At 70.6% G+C, this 13,573-nt stretch carries 10 protein-coding genes; 6 read left to right on the forward strand and 4 right to left on the reverse strand.

Annotated features, from left to right (window positions below; genetic code table 11):
- Positions 1–48 precede the first annotated feature (48 nt).
- On the reverse strand, positions 49–798 hold the full coding sequence (locus tag PV646_RS32500; protein ID WP_500346118.1) for a PIG-L family deacetylase: 750 nt from the start codon (positions 796–798) through the stop codon (positions 49–51).
- A gap of 86 nt (positions 799–884) precedes the next feature.
- Positions 885–2,681: a S8 family peptidase gene (locus PV646_RS32505; protein WP_500346119.1), complete on the reverse strand. Its 1,797-nt coding sequence runs from the start codon at positions 2,679–2,681 to the stop codon at positions 885–887.
- Between the two features lie 182 nt (positions 2,682–2,863).
- Here PV646_RS32505 and PV646_RS32510 point away from each other — a divergent pair, with 182 nt between their 5' ends.
- Positions 2,864–3,790 (forward strand): TrmB family transcriptional regulator, encoded by a 927-nt coding sequence (locus tag PV646_RS32510; protein ID WP_500346120.1) that lies wholly within the window; start codon positions 2,864–2,866, stop codon positions 3,788–3,790.
- Positions 3,791–3,865: 75 nt separating this feature from the next.
- Positions 3,866–4,450 (forward strand): hypothetical protein, encoded by a 585-nt coding sequence (locus PV646_RS32515; protein WP_500346121.1) that lies wholly within the window; start codon positions 3,866–3,868, stop codon positions 4,448–4,450.
- A 55-nt stretch (positions 4,451–4,505) separates the two neighbouring features.
- Here the strand turns inward: PV646_RS32515 and PV646_RS32520 are convergent, their stop codons facing one another.
- The gene (locus PV646_RS32520; protein ID WP_500346122.1) at positions 4,506–6,383 is read right to left on the reverse strand and encodes a S41 family peptidase; all 1,878 of its coding nucleotides are present in this window, start codon (positions 6,381–6,383) and stop codon (positions 4,506–4,508) included.
- Between the two features lie 119 nt (positions 6,384–6,502).
- On the opposite strand from PV646_RS32520, the gene PV646_RS32525 reads away from it, so the two are divergent.
- Positions 6,503–8,887, forward strand: a complete 2,385-nt coding sequence (locus tag PV646_RS32525; RefSeq protein WP_500346123.1) for a hypothetical protein — start codon at positions 6,503–6,505, stop codon at positions 8,885–8,887.
- 13 nt (positions 8,888–8,900) lie between these two features.
- Positions 8,901–9,470, forward strand: coding sequence for a superoxide dismutase family protein (locus PV646_RS32530; RefSeq protein WP_500346124.1), 570 nt, complete (start codon positions 8,901–8,903; stop codon positions 9,468–9,470).
- On the opposite strand, the gene PV646_RS32535 is transcribed toward PV646_RS32530, so the two are convergent.
- Positions 9,467–10,609: a helix-turn-helix domain-containing protein gene (locus PV646_RS32535; RefSeq protein WP_500346125.1), complete on the reverse strand. Its 1,143-nt coding sequence runs from the start codon at positions 10,607–10,609 to the stop codon at positions 9,467–9,469. The two genes, PV646_RS32530 and PV646_RS32535, sit on opposite strands and share 4 nt — an antisense overlap.
- 142 nt (positions 10,610–10,751) lie before the next feature.
- Here PV646_RS32535 and PV646_RS32540 point away from each other — a divergent pair, with 142 nt between their 5' ends.
- Positions 10,752–13,361 (forward strand): type 2 lanthipeptide synthetase LanM family protein, encoded by a 2,610-nt coding sequence (locus PV646_RS32540; RefSeq protein WP_500346126.1) that lies wholly within the window; start codon positions 10,752–10,754, stop codon positions 13,359–13,361.
- Positions 13,358–13,546: a hypothetical protein gene (locus PV646_RS32545; RefSeq protein ID WP_189156918.1), complete on the forward strand. Its 189-nt coding sequence runs from the start codon at positions 13,358–13,360 to the stop codon at positions 13,544–13,546. The genes PV646_RS32540 and PV646_RS32545 overlap by 4 nt, the downstream gene beginning before the upstream one ends.
- Positions 13,547–13,573: the final 27 nt, after the last annotated feature.

A 13,573-nucleotide genomic window follows, 5' to 3' on the forward strand; every position in this document is an offset into this window, starting at 1 on the left:
TGAACGACGAACGGGGGCGGTCCACTTCGGACCGCCCCCGTTTCACGTCTACAGGTCGAGCGATGTCGCGGGTTCGTGGCCCTCGCGGATGAACCACTCCGTGGCGAACGCGTGCGCGAACGTGGGGTCGTCGAGCGACAGGAAGAACGACTGCTCGGGGATCTGCGAGGCGTGCGCGCGCATCGCCTTTCGCTTCACGTCCAGGTACTTCGTGACGTCGACGCCGACGTTGATCTCGGACTCCGGCACCGCGCCCTCGCCCAGTGGCGGCGGCTGCTCGAGGCCGGAGCGGACGAACGCCTCGCGGAACGACGACTCGCGCACCATCGCCTGGTAGACCGCGGGTGTGCCGGCGATCTCGGCGGCACGCATGCCCACCCGGTGCGTCTGGATGTGGTCCGGGTGGCCGTAGCCGCCGAAGCTGTCGTACGTGGTGAGGACCTTCGCGTCCTCTTCGACGAGGATCGCCGCGAGCTTCTGGGCGGCCTCCTCGACATCGGCGGTCCAGAACGAGCCGGGCCGGTCGTTGAGCTCGTCGCCCATCATCCCGGAGTCGCGGTATCCCAGGAACTCCACGCGCGCGACGCCCAGCAGGTCGGCCGCGGCGTGCGTCTCGACGACCCGGCGCTGCCAGAGTTCCTCGCCGTCCTCCAGGAAGTCCGGGATCTCGCCGGCCTCTCCGCGCGTGGCGACGACGAGCACGACCCGGTGGCCCTCTTCGAACGCCTTGCGCATCACGCCACCCGTCACGATGCACTCGTCGTCGGGATGGGCGTGGAACGTCACCAGTGTGGCCATGAACGCGACGTTACCCGTGCATGTGAAAGGGCGGCGCACTCCCAGGATCAGGCTGGGAGGCACCGCCCCTCGGCGAACTCGTGGAGCTATCGCAGGGTCAGGTTCCAGGAGTTGATGTACCCGGTGTCACCGGAGTACAGGTCCTGGACCCGCAGCTTCCACGTGCCCGCCGCGACCTCGGACGAGGCGTTGACCGTGTAGGTCGCCACCACGTTGTCGGCACTGTCCGAAGAGGACGCGTTCTTCAGCCGGTAGGCGGTGCCGTCCGGCGCGATCAGGTCGATCACCAGGTCACCGCGGTAGGAGTGGACGATGTCCACGCCGACCTTGGTGGCCGAGGAGGCGTTGCCCGTCACCGTGGAGGTGATGGACGACGTCACGGCGGTGCCGCGGTCCGGGATGGCGACGTCGGTCGTGTTCTCCAGGCCACCGGAGGGCGGCGGAGTCGAGTCGATCGCGGCCACGGTCTTGGCGGCGTCCGCCAGACCCGCGCCACAGCCACCCGTGCAGGTGCCGGCGAGCGGGCGGGCGTTGGTCTTGATCAGGTCCTTGATCTGGGCCGGCGTGAGCGACGGCTTCTTGGCGACCAGCAGTGCCGCGAGGCCCGCGACGTGCGGAGCGGCCATCGAGGTGCCCTGGTACGGCTTGTAGTTCTCCGCACCGGGGGTGGTGGTGCCGGCGTTCAGCGTCGACCAGATGCCGTTCTCCGGCGTGGTGATGGTGCCGGGGGTGTCGGTGCCACGACGGGTCTCGCCGCCGGGCGCCGCGATGTCGACGCGGGTGCCGTAGTTCGAGTAGTACGTGCGGTTGCCCTCACGGGACGACGCGGCGACGGTGATCACGCCGGAGCAGTTGGCCGGGGTGTAGAGCGACGTGTTGTCGTTCGAGTTGCCGGCCGCGACGACGACCGTGGTGCCGCGGTTGATCGCACCGTTGATCGCGTTCTGGTACGTGGTGGAGCAGGACGACTTGCCGCCCAGCGACATGTTGATGACCTTGGCGACGTTCTGGTTCGCGGGCACGCCGCTCACCGTCCCGCCGGACGCCCAGGTGATCGCGTCGGCGATGTCCGAGGTGGCGCCACCGCACTTGGCGAGCACGCGCAACGGCTGGATCTTGGCGTCGTAGGCGATGCCCGCGATGCCCTTGCCGTTGTTGGTGGACGCGGCGATCGTGCCGGCCACGTGGGTGCCGTGCCAGGACGAGTTGCTGTCCTGCGCGGGCACCGGGTTGCCGTTGGCGTCGGTGCCGCACTCGCCGCGCGCCGCCCAGTCACCCTGGTCGGCCGGGTTGGAGTCACGGCCGTTGTTGTCCCGGGCACGCGCCGAGTCGGAGACGAAGTCGTACCCCGCGACGACCCGGTCCGCCAGGTCGCTGTGCGCGACGTAGCCGGTGTCGATGACGGCGACGGTCACGCCGGCGCCGGTGGTGCTGGACCACGCGCTGGGCACGTTCATGCCCGCGGTGGCCTCGAAGAGGTCCCACTGCCGGGAGTACTCGGTGTCGTTCGGCTCGGCGAACGGCTGCATCAGCAGGTCCGGCTCGACGTAGGCGACCTTGGGGTCGCTCTTGAACGCCTGGATCGTGTTGTCGGCGTTCGTGGTCTTCGAACCGAGGTCGACGACGACCGCACCGCTCGACATGCGGCGGTGCACGGACTTGCCCTTCTTGCGGGCGTCGTCCGAGGCAGCGGTGTCGGACGAGGCCTCGGCGGTGCCCGGCTTGTAGCCGACGATCAGCCGCTCGAAGGGACGGTTCACCTGGGTCGAGTCCGGTTGGGACTGGATCTGGGCGGGGGCAGCGGTCGCCGATGGGGCGACAACGCTGAGCACGGCGGCGGAAACTGCCGCGGCGCACACACTCGTGCGTCGCAATCCGTTCACGTGAGGTCCTTCCACGCAGGGCCTTCGCGTGCCGTTGAGGGCGTCAGTGTTCTGAACCGGCTGCGGAGGTGGAGGGACCGTAAGTCGCGTCACACCTGCGAAAACAGGTCTAGCGGAGTCCGAATAACGACACTGTCGTGTTCACGACAGGGTTGCTGGGCTGAATGGCGCACAATATGGCCGTGTTCGGACACTTGGGCGTATCGCCAGAGCTCTCCGCCGTCTACGAGTTGCTCGTGACGGGCGGTAGCCGCACCACCGACGAGGTCGGCGTCGCGGTCCCGGTGCTGGAGCGGATGCGCGAGCTCGGCCTGGTCCGGCACCTGCCCGGCGACGTGTGGCAGGCCATCGCGCCCGACCTCGCCGTCGAGGCGCTGATCGCGGCCCGCGAGGAGGCGAACCGCCGGGCCCGCGCGGACGTCGGCCCGTTGATGGAGCTGTACCTGCGCAACCGCGACGAGGAACTGGCCGACAACGCGTTCGTCGAGGTGGTGTCCGGAGTGGACGCCGTCCGCGAGCTGTGGCACGCCCTGCTGCGCGGGGCCCGCGACGAGGTCTGCGTGCTCGACCAGCCGCCGTACGTGACGCCGCTGGGTCAGCACGTCGCGCTGGAGGACGAGACGCGCGAGCGGGACGTTCAGTGGCGCGTCGTCTACGACCGCTCCGCCGTCGACATCCCGGGCCGCGTCACCGAGATCATCGAACTGGTCGCCGCCGGCGAACGCGCCCGCGTCACGCCGACCCTGCCGTTCAAGCTCGCGGTGATCGACCTGCACGCGGCGGTGCTCCCCGTCGTGAACGGCGACGTGGTCGACAAGGTGCTGCTGATCCGGCCGTCCGCGTTGCTCGACGTGCTGCGCTCGACGTTCGAGCTGTACTGGGACAAGGGGATCCCGTTCAGCCCCGGCGGCATCTACGCGGCTGCGGCCGACGTGGACCCGAACCTGCTCGGGCTGCTCGCGGCGGGGCTGACCGACGAGTCGATCGCGCGGCAGCTCGGGCTGGCGCCTCGGACGGTGCAGCGGCGGGTGCGGCAGCTGATGGACCGGTGCGGGGCGCAGACGCGGTTCCAGGCGGGGGTCCAGGCGATGCGGCGAGGGTGGCTGTAGGACCGACGCAACCCCCGGCGATCTTGTGGCGTCTTAACCCCTGCAAGCAAGTTCTCATCCAGGGGGATTCGGAAAATGCGCATGCGCAAGGTGATGGCGGCTGCCCTGACGGGCCTGGCACTCATCGGTCTCGCCGGCACGGCATCGGCCTCGGCACAGGGTTCTGGGGACCTCGTGTGGCCGCCGAAGGACATCACGCCGGTCCACAAGACCAAGGCGGAGCTGCAGAAGCAGGCGGACGGGTTCTCCGCCCGCCAGCAGCAGACCTACCCGAAGGTCTTCCGCGGCGCGCAGAACGTCTCGACCGGCAACTGGGGCGGCGAGGCCGAGGGCGTGTTCGACGACATGCAGTACATGGGCAACACGGTGACGCTGACCTACAAGGGCCAGAACGTCACGGCGTACACGCAGGTCAACGCGCCGGGCATGCACGCGTGGTCACCGAAGGAGTACTGCGAGAAGCACGCCACGTGCACCGGCCGGGTCAGCGACCACCGGGGCGGTCTGACCGTCTTCTCGAAGCACGAGCAGTTCGGCATCGTCGAGGCCCGGAACTTCCGCGCCAACGGTGAGGTCGTCTGGGTCCAGGCCTGGACCCAGGGCATCGAGCCGCAGCTCGCGGCTCTGGCCACCGACCGCGCCTTCACGTTCACGCGCTAGGACAAGAGAGAGCGGGCGCTTCCGGTCGTGGAAGAAACCGGAAGCGCCCGCTCGATCAACTGGCGACCTTGCGCGCGGCCACCAGCTGTCCGTCCGCGAACCCCTCGACGCGCACCTCGCGCCCGGTCGCGGTCAACGTCGCGGTGTGCGCGCCGTCGGTCACGTCCAGCGAGGTCGTCGGGCGGCCGTCGACGTAGACGTCCACCCGGTCGAGGTTCACGGTGTCCAGTGAGACGGTCGTGCCCGCGACCGCCACTCCGAGCCTGCGCACGGGCAGGGCGTCCAGCAGCTCTCCCGCCCTCGCGAGCAGGTCCACGTTGCCCTCCAACAGGTCCGCACGCGTGATCTTGTGCTGGTGCGTCGGGCGCACGCCCAGATCCTCCACCGGCGTGCCGGCGAGCTTGCCGACGCGCAACGTGCGGCGGATCGACACGCGCATGTTCGCCTTGTTGGGCAACGACTTGTACGGCGACTCCGCGTCGAAGGGCGCCGGGATCTTCAGCAGCGTCATCAGAAGTCCGTGCGTCCACACGTTCGCGCCGCCCGCGCCGGTGTTGTCGTCCACGCCGAGGATCGGGCCCAGGTCGTGGTCGGCCCAGCCCGCGGCGAAGATGTCGGTGGCCGAGTAGCAGCGCGCGTCCGTGATCAGCACGACCGGACCGTGGTAGGTCTGGCCCACGGCGTTCGCGCCCTCGACCGGCGTGATGGTGTGCGAGCAGGAGAACGCCTGGCCCGTCTCCGTCGAGCTGTCGAGCGACGGGAACCACGGGCCGAGGTCGATCTGGCCGGTCGGGTCCTCCGCGTGGCGGCGGCAGATCCGCAGGTTCAGCGGCGTGCTGAGGAACTGCACGGGTTCCGGTGCGATCGGCTTCGGCGTCATCGTCTGCAGCAGGAACTCCGAGGCGAAGATGTGGCCGCCGCCGTTGTCACGCACGTCGACGATGAGTCCGTTCTGCGGCAACAGGTTCGCGAGCCGCACGAACTCGGCGAGGAACGCGTCCGGGTCGTCGACGCTGAACGTGAAGATCCGCAGGTGCCCGAACGTGCCGGACGGCGTGACCACCGGGCGCGCGCGGAACACACCGGGCATCGTCGTCGGGACGTCCGTCACGGACATCGCGACCGCACCGCCGGAGGCCTCGGCCTGCACGACCTTGGGCGCGTGCAACAACTTCTTGGCGCGTGCCTTCTCGTCCGAGTCGAGGTCGACGCCCTGCGCGGCCGCGGCCGGTGACAGCGAGTCGGCGTCCGTCATCGGCGGCAGGTTCTCCGTCACCTGCCAGTCGACGCGCAGTTCCCCGGCGGCACCGGTCTCGGTGCGGTAGCTGACGACCACCCAGTCCTCGTCGGGCGGGAGCTGGATCACCAGGGGACGCAACGTGAGCGACTCGAGGCCGCGGGCGAGGTTCGCGGCGGTGTTGCTGCCCGCGAAGACCGCGCCGTTCAACGCGACCGCGCGGGCGATCTGCGTGCCGTTCCAGTGCGTCACCTCGGCGCCGATCTCGAGACCGGTGAAACCGGCGACCGTGCGGGCGACGAGGTACTGCTCGGTGCCGTCGTCGGCGAAGTAGCGCTCCAGCTGGAACGGCAGGAAGGCGATCTTGCCCGCGAACGGCGCCGGCAGGAGGTAGTTCGTGTGCAGGTCGCGCACCGAGTGGAAGGTGCTCGACAGCTCGCGGTGGAACTGCCACTCGGCCTCGGCCGTGGCGTCGGTCTGCCGTTCGAGTCTCGCTCTGAGCACTCTGAGTCTCTGCACCGGGTTCACCGCGTGCATCGCGACTTTCAGAGGCAGGTGCGCGTAGTTCTGCTCCAGCATGATCAGCGCCTGGTCGACGATGAGCTTGCGCTGCGCCAGCGTGAGCGTGCCCGCCGTGGCGAGGAACTCGGCCAGGCCGACGGAATTTGCGACGTTCGGGTGAGCGGTTGTGGTCATGGTGAGGCCTCCTTGCTCAGTAGAGGCTTTCCAGGGCGCCTGGATACACCTTTTTCACCCGTTCGGCCGCTAACTGGAGCAGTTTTCCTGACGACAACTGGAGTAAAGGGGAGGCCGCGATGAGTCCTGCCGTCCTGGAGCTGCGCATCCACGGGGTCAACAACACGCCCCCGGACGCGATGCTGGCCCTCCCCGACCACGCCGTCGAACAGTTCCGCGGCGACCGCTTCGGCAGCTTCTGGCGGCCGAAGCCGGACAAACTCGCCGAGCTGCCACCGGATCACGCCGGCCAGGTGCCCGTGGAGGTGCGGCGCGAGGCGTACTCGTGGGGCGGGATGGCGCGCAGCAGTCCCGGTGTGCCGGGCAGCGGGGTGCCGTCGGTGCTCGCGAACGTGCTGGGGCGCGTCGGCTGGGCGTTGCTGCTGCCGTTCGGGCTCGCGAACGTCGCGTACTGGTCCCGGAAGCTGCCCGACGACTCGGTTCCCACGACGCGGAAGATGGTGTGGTGGAACGCCGGGCGCGGGGCGGCGTCGACCCGGTTGTTCGGACTGGGGCTGACGGTGTTGCTGGTGCTCGCGGTGTGCGAAGTGGCGATCGACGTCTACGCGATCCAGTGTTCGTTGCCGGGCACCACGTGCAAGCGCCTGCCGGACTTCCTGGACGTGCTGGGGGATCCGGCGCGGCACGTCCGGGTGCTGGCCGCGTCCGCCGTGCCGGTGTTGCTGCTGCTCGGGTTGCTGGCGCTGACCTCGTTGTCGCGCAGCAGGTACGAGATGACGTCCGTGCGCACGCCGGAGCGGCGCGCGGGCGTGATGCTGAGCCGGTCGTCGATGTGGGAGGGCAGTCCCCGGATCCGCCGGCTCACGCGGCTGCACATCTCGGCCGGGTGTTGCGTGGTGGTGCTGGTGACGAGCACGCAGTTGTGGCAGCACGTGTTCTTCCTGGTGCTGAGCGTGCTCGCCGGCGGTGTGCTGGCCGTGGTGATGGCGCGGGTGGTGGTGACGGCCACCGACTGCCCGGACGTGCCGTCGACCGAGCAGGGCGGGCTGTGGTCGTGGCTGCTGATGATCTCGGCGGTCGTCGTCCTGGTGACGCACGGGTTCGGCCTGTACGCGATCGCGCCGGTGTTCGACGGGCCGTTGTGGCTGACGTCGTGGGGACCGCCGGTGGTGACGGTGGCGTTGCTCGGGTCGGTGATGGCGGCGTGGTCGTGGCGGCGCAACGACGCCAAGGGGCCGCTGGTCCTGGTGGTGCTGTTCGTGGCGTTCATGGTTGCCACGTTCTGGTTTCCGCTCGCCTGGGCCGGGGCTCTCGCGGCCGGCGCGGTGCTGGCGTGGCGGGCGCGACCGCGGGCCGGTGACGAGTGGCAGGCCTGGAGCGGTGCCGGACCCGGTGTGCTGCTGGGGTTGTCGCTCGTGGCGTCGGTGATGTCGTCGACGGTGCTGGTGCTGACGTTCCGGGGCTGGGTCGGGACGGGACTGGTCGCGCCGTCGTTCTACTCGTGGTTCAGCGCGGCGTTCGCGTGTGCGTTGGTGCCGCTGGTGTTGCTGGTCCTCGCACAGGCCTTCGTGTTGCTGTCCCGGCTGATCGCTCCCGCCGTGCTGGACGGCGAGGGCGAGGTGCTCGTCGTGCGCGCGCGGCACGTGGTGGCGGTGACGCACCGGGCCGAGACGGTGGCCGGAGTGTTGTCGGTGCTCGGGGTGCTCGCCCTGCTGCTGACGAGTTACCTCACGTTCGCGGCGCCGTCTTGGGCGCAGTGGTCCGGCGTGCAGTGGGTGCTGGGCAAGGGCGACTGGGTGACCGGGCTCGCCGGGGTCGCGGTGGTCGGGTCGTTCGTCGGGGCGGGGATGCTGACCAACCGGCGGCCGCTCGGGCTGGTGTGGGACCTGATGTGCTTCCTGCCGCGCACCGCCCACCCGTTCGCGCCGCCGTGTTATGCCGAGCGGGCGGTGCCGGAGATCGCCGATCGTGCGCGCGAGTTCCTGGACGAGTCGCCGGATCGCCGCGTGGTGCTGTCGGCGCACAGTTTGGGCGCCGTGCTGGCCGTGGCGGCGTTGTACGCGTTGCCCGCCGGGTACCTGGGCCGCGTCCAGCTGCTGACGTACGGCGTGCAGCTGCGGCCCTACTTCGGGCGGATCTTCCCCGAACTGCTGGGACCCGTCGTGCTGGGAACACCTCCGGTGCGCGCGGGTGCGTTGTTCTCGTGCGACCCGTGGGTGCGGGCGAGTGGGGTTGCGCCGGACCGCGGGCTGTCGGTGTTGCTGGGCCCCAACTGGATCAACCTGTGGCGCCGCACCGACTACCTCGGTTTCCCGGTGCACGGCTGGGGGTCCAACCCGCTCGACCGCCGTGCCGACGAGGGCACACCGGACAAAGTGGAGACCCACGGCAGCTATCACCTGTGCGCGGCCTACCGGCAGGCGTTCGCGGACCTCGTCTCGATCGACCTGAACCAGTCACCCGATAGTGGACGCGGCGGGGGTGGGAACCTGGGAGGCAGCTGACTCAAGGAGAAACATGCGCACGACTGTGGCGACCCTCGCGGGTGCCGTACTGCTCATCGGCCTGACCGCCTGCTCCGGCACGCCCGCGACTCCCGAGGTGAAGCCGGTGGCGGAGACGGACGTGGCCGCACCCGCGGCGTCCGGAGACCAGCCGAAGGGCATCACCTACGACACCGCGCGGATCCCGTTGGGCGCCAAGCTCTCGACGACCTCGTCCGTCGAGAGTGGACATACCACGGTGGAGCTGAAGGTGTCCGGCCTGCTGCCGGACACGAAGTACGGCTCGCACGTGCACACCAAGCCCTGCGGCGCCAAGCCGGCCGACTCCGGCCCGCACTACCAGGACAAGGCGGACCCGTTCACGCCCAGCGTCGACCCGGCGTTCGCCAACGCGCAGAACGAGATCTGGCTCGACTTCACCACCGACGCCCAGGGGGCCGGTGTGGGCAGGGCGACGGTGAAGTGGGAGTTCCGCAAGGGCGAGGCGAACTCGATCGTCGTGCACGCCACGCACACCAGCACCGAGCACGGCAAGGCGGGCACGGCCGGTGACCGCCTCGCGTGCTTGACCGCAGCGTTCTAGACGGGCCAGGTCAGGGCCACTCCTCCGGCGAGGTGTGGCCCTGACACCGGTTCCAGCACCGCCGCGCGCACGAGGTTCAGCACCTCGTATCGGGGTCCGGCGCGACGAACGAGCCCGCGCACGCACAGTTCCCTGACCTGCCGGCTGTGCCCGGGGTCTTCTCCCTCGGCCATCCGCACCAGCAGCCCGCGCTCCTCGTCGTCCACAGTGGACAGCGAGCGGCGCAGCGAGTCGCGCAGGTGGGCCGACGTCGGGTCGAGCGGGTTGGACCGCAGCCGTTCGAGCAGGTGCTGCGGCGAGTAGACCATGAACCACCCGGCGGCGAACTCCAGTGCCGACGGCAGCCCGTCCAGTTCGTGGACGAGGCCCATGAGCGCGGCCCGGTTCGCCGGCTCCGGCCTGAACGCGGGCCGCACCCGGTGCACGTGCGTGAGCAGCAGGCGCACCGCGGCGTCGTCGCCCAGCGCGCCGAGCGGGAACACGTGCTCGCCGGGCAGGCCGGTCGGGGCCAGCGCGGTGACGACGATCCGCAGCCGGGGGTGCGCCTCCAGCAGGCGCGGATCGGGGCGGTGGTCGGTGACGAGGACGGTGTCCTGCTCGTCGTCGACGGCCGGGGTCGTCTGGGACGGGTGCCACAGGACCGACCAGCCGTGCCGGAAGTGGAGCTCGCCGGCGACCTCCAGGACGAGGCGGGTCTTGCCCACCCCGCTCACGCCGGTGACGGTGACGAGCCGTCGGCCGGCTGACGCGCGTCCGTCGGCGGGTGCGCCGAACTCCACGCCGCCGGCCTCCACCGGGTACCCGGCGTGCGGCCACCCCTCCGTCAGCAACGCCGTCAGCGCCGCCGCCTCCGCCTCCCGCCCCACGATCACCCCGGCGGGCCCGGCCGGCGCGGGTGGTGCCACCGCGGCACGCCCGGCGGAGCGACCCCCGGCCTGCTGCAGGTCCGCGCGGCTCCCCTCGTCGAGCCGCAGCCCGTCCGCGAGCAGGCGCACCGTCTCCGCCCGCGGCGACCGGGTGCGGCCGCACTCCAGGTCGCGGATGGCCCGCACGCTCACCATCGCGAAGTCAGCCAGCTGTTGCTGGGTGAGGCCCGCGCCGATGCGGTGCGTGCGCAGCAGTTCTCCGAACTCCCTCATGCCCGTTCCCCTCCTCGGACTCCGAGTCTCGGGGCGATCGGGCGGCGAAACATGGGTGGCGGACCCCCATATTCACCTCCACGCGCAAATCTGGGGGGTTGGTCCCCATGTGCCGCCCGCCCGCGCGTGCGAGGTTGGCCCGGTGACCTCAGCCGCCGAGACCAGCACCGGCGAGAGCTGGACAGCGGCTTTCGCCCACGCGCTGCGCCCGCTGATCGACGCGTCCCGCACGGAGGTCGCGCCGCCGTTCGACGCCGCGTTCGCCGAGCAACTGGGACGCAGACTCGTGGCGATCGCCGCGCGCACCCTCGTGCTGGAGCTGCACAACGCGCGGGACTCGCTGACCGGCCCGACGAGCACCGAGCGGTTCACCGAGTTCACGCGGACGTTGAACCTGTCGTCCATCTTCAACCGCTACCCGGTGCTCGCGCGGTTGCTCGCGCAGGCCTGTGAACAGGCGGTTTCCACCCACCACGAGTTGTCGTCGCGGTTCACGCGGGACCGGGCGCAGATCGTCGGCACGATCTTCGACGGCGTCGACCCCGGTGCGTTGATCTCGATCGAGATGGGCCAGGGGGACGCGCACCAGCAGGGCCGGACCGTCGCGATCCTGACGTTCGAGTCCGGCGCGCGCCTGGTCTACCGGCCCCGTCCGGTCGGGTTGCACGTGCGGTTCACCGAGCAGCTCGAGTGGCTGGCCGGACGCACCGGGCTCACGTTCCGGGCGCCGCGGCTCCTCCCCCGTGACGGGTACGGGTGGATCGAGCACATCAGCCACGAGCCGTGCACGGACGTGGCCGGGGTCGCCGAGTTCTACCGGCGGCTCGGCGCGCTGCTCGCGTTGCTCTACGCGGTCGACGGCACGGACATGCATTACGAGAACCTGATCGCGTGCGGCGACCAGCCGGTGCTCGTGGACGTGGAGACGTTGTTCCACCCCACGCTCACGCCGGACACCGACCCCGCGGTGCTGGCGCTGGTGCGGTCGGTGCACCGCACGGCCCTGCTCCCCCACGTGCTGCTCGGCGACAACGGGGTCGCGGACGTGTCCGGGGTCGGCGGTGACCACGGCGTGCTGTCGCCGTTGAACGCCGTCGACTGGGCCGACGCGGGCACCGACCGGATGCGGCTGGTCCGGCGTCCCAAGACGTCGTCGGGAGCGCTCAACCGCCCGTTGCTCGGGGACACCCCCGCCGAACCCGCGGACTACCAGGACTCGCTGCTCGCCGGGTTCCGCGCGGGCTACGACGCGATAGTGGCGCACAGGGACGAGCTGCTGCAGCTCGTGCGCCAGTGCGTCAACGAGGAAGTGCGGTTCGTGGCACGCGCGACGCGGCAGTACGCGCGGTTGCTGGACGAGTCGACGCACCCCTCCGTGCTGGCCGACGCACTGGACCGCGACCTGGCGTTCGGCGTGCTCGTCGTGGACGATCCGCTGCTCGACCGGCTGGTGCCGTTCGAGGTGTCCGACCTGTGGCGCGGGGACGTGCCGCTGTTCACGTGCCGGCCCGGGTCGACCGACCTGTGGACCGCGTCCGGGCTCCGGCTGCCGGGGATGCTGCCGGAGCCCGGACTGCACGCCGTGACGCGCAAGGTCCTGGCGATGAGCGAGGTCGACCGGCACGACCAGCAGTGGATGATCACGGCCCTGCTGGCGTCGCGGCCGCGGCCGGTGTCGCACCACAGCGGTGTCCCGGTCTCGGGTCACGTCGCGCCGGTCGACCCGGACCCGGCCCGGCTGCTGGTCGCCGCGTGCGGGATCGCGGACCAGATCCTCGCGCACGCCGTCACGGGCGAGAACCGGGTCAACTGGCTCGGGCTCGAACTGATCGACGACCGGCACTGGACGGTGCAGCCGCTCGGGGCCGGTCTGTCCAACGGCTACACGGGTGTCGCGCTGTTCCTCGCCGAACTGGGTGAGCTCACCGGCGCCGCGCGGTACGTCGACTTCGCCCGCGACGCGCTCAGACCGCTGCCCTCACTGCTGGAGATGTTCGCCCACGAGCCCGAGCTGGTCACGGCCGCCGGCGGCGGAATCCACGGCCTGGGCGGCATTTGCCACGGCCTCGCGCGCCTCACCCCGTTGCTCGGCCTCGACCGCGCGCTGCTGGCACAGGCCGTACAGCTGATGCCGAAAGAAGATTCGTCGTTCACCGTCGCGGACGGTGTCGCGGGCTCGCTGGCGGCGATGCTCGCCGTGGGCACGCCCGAGGCACTCGCGCTGGCCGACCACTACGCCGCTGCTCTGCGGGGCGTCATTTGCCCGGCGAATGGGTTCGCCCGCGGCCATGCCGGAATCGGATGGGCGCTGAAGCGTTACGCGGCAACGGTTCGTGACGAGTTATCTGACGTGGCCGCGCGAACGTTCCTGGAGAGCGACGCCATCGACCCGACCGACACCGGCTGGTGCACCGGTCTGGCCGGTGTCGCGCTCGCCCGTGACGACGAGCGGCTGGCCGGCCTGCTGGCGTCCAGGGAACCGTTGCGGGACATGAGTCTCTGCCACGGTGAACTGGGTGTCGTCGAAGCACTGGCCGCCCACCACCCCAGCGCCGCGACCCGCCGCACGGCGCTGTTGCTGGGAGCACTGGAGGAACACGGCGCCCGGTGCGCCACCCCGGGCGGTGTTCCTTCTCCCGGCCTGCTCACGGGCCTGGCCGGCATCGGCCACGGCCTGTTGAGACAGGGGTTCGGCATCCCGTCAGTCCTGCTACTGCAAGCGTCACCCGACACAGAGGAGTCCACCCGATGAACGAGTCCCTGCACCGCACGGCCGACCAGCCCGAACCGGCCGAGCACGCGATCGGGGAGATGGAACTCGCGCCGAAGACCTTCGCGGGCGCACGGGCCCGTGCGCTGATGGGGCTGACGATGGCGATGAGCGCGTTCGTGGCGATCACACCCGCCATCTCGGACACCACGGTGAGCGACAAGTAAGAAACTTTCACCCCGAATACGTCTGGG

This window comes from Streptomyces sp. ID05-26A, from assembly GCF_033794685.1.
Taxonomy (GTDB): Bacteria; Actinomycetota; Actinomycetes; order Mycobacteriales; family Pseudonocardiaceae; genus Lentzea.